Genomic DNA, 1,525 nt, shown 5'->3' with positions numbered 1-1,525 from the left:
GCGTCCAATCACGCGCCAGCCGCACGGCGTCTCCAGAGGAAAGACGCAGGACATTCTTGCCGCGATCGCGAGTGAACCGGCCGGAATGCTGGTTCGCGGGGACTCCAGCCGATCGAGCGCCAATTCGGCGGCGACCTCGCCCATATAGGCCTGACCGGGCAGGAAGCCGAGCATATAGACGTGGTAAAGCGGCCCGCTGTGTCGTTCGACGACTTGCCGCGTCGTGAGCGCGGTTCGCCGCGCGACGTCGTCGAGATCGATGGCGAAACGCCGATCGTAGCAGACCGGCAGATGCCAGACCCGACCGACGGCCTCGCGCGTGTCGAGCGTGCGCATCAGCTCGTCGATGCGGGCCGTAAGCGTAGCCGCGGAGAGCAGGAGAGGCTCATAGTGAACCATCAGCGAGCGGAATGTGGGAACGGTCTCGACCACGCCGGCGATGCCCTGCGCGTCCAAGGCATGCGCGAGCGAGAGCACCGCCGTGCTGAGCACGCGATCGATGCGATCGCCGAACTCGACGACGAGCGCCGTGTCTCCGGCCGGCAGCACCCGATACTCGAGCATGACACCCCGTACCCAAACTAAGGCCGCCGGAAATCCGCGAACTAGCTCGGACGCGGCGGGTCCGCCTGATCCGCGCTCAAATCGTTCGTCGTGGGCGCGCAGGGCAGGAACCAAGGCTTCACGGCGACGCCGCGGCGCAGCGAGTACATGTAAAAGATCGGCAGCTGGCGCGGAAAAAGACTGCGCAGCTCGCTGCCGTTGAAGGTGACGAAGATCGAGCCGGGAAACGCCCGTTCCACGACGCGCTGCTCGATCAAATTCATCCGCAAATAGGTCAGCGCGCCTTCCTGCGCCGTGCCGCCGCCGTGATACCACTTCTCAGCGCTGACCATGAGCCGCGACAGCATTTCCGACGACACGGCTTCTTCGATCGGCGCCGCGGTGGCCAGGTTACCGGCAGCTTTGACAAGGTTACCGAGCCAACAGGTCTGGAAACCGCGTTGCCCGGCTATGTTCTCGATGTCGTCAAAATATTGTTTGATGTGTTCACGGTCATGCCCGTTAAGTTCGGCATGGGTATCGGTCAAGATCAATGTGATCGCCGCGCCCTGCGCGTAAGCTTTTTTCACGCGGGCTGCCAGCGCGGCCAGGAAGTCGAGACATTGCACTTCGTAGGCGCCGGACTCGTGGCGCGGTCCCTTGCCCCAATACAGTACGAAGGGAATGGCCTGGTTGGACGCGACGGCCTCGGCGATGACCCGCAACATCAATTGCGGATCGGACGGCTGCTCGCGTTTGAAAGCCCAGGTGTTGAACGCGCGCAGCACTTTTTCGGCTTGCGCCGGAACCGCGGCGGGTTGCTCTTTGGATTGTCTGGGCGTGCCTGACGAGAACTTGTCATCGCGCGGCAAAGGCCGGCTGTGATGATCGCTTGCGCTATGCCAGTCGGGTTCAGTGTGTCGCTCGTGTTCCGGCGCGAACGAGACTGCCGCCAGATTACCGGCAGCATACGACGCTACAT

2 protein-coding genes are annotated in these 1,525 nt (G+C 63.2%); both read right to left on the bottom strand.

The genetic code is table 11. The features are described from left to right. On the bottom strand, positions 1 to 564 hold a 564-nt coding region (locus WCB02_RS01950), incomplete at its 3' end, for a 5-oxoprolinase subunit B family protein (protein WP_423955774.1). Between the two features lie 41 nt (positions 565 to 605). After that, positions 606 to 1,525, bottom strand: a 920-nt coding sequence (locus tag WCB02_RS01945) for a hypothetical protein (RefSeq protein ID WP_423955773.1), incomplete at its 5' end; no start/stop codon positions are given.

This window comes from Bradyrhizobium sp. (assembly GCF_049581145.1).
Taxonomy (GTDB): domain Bacteria; phylum Pseudomonadota; class Alphaproteobacteria; order Rhizobiales; family Xanthobacteraceae; genus Bradyrhizobium.
The sequence above is the reverse complement of the archived record's forward strand: the minus strand, read 5'-3'. Positions and strand labels throughout refer to the sequence as shown.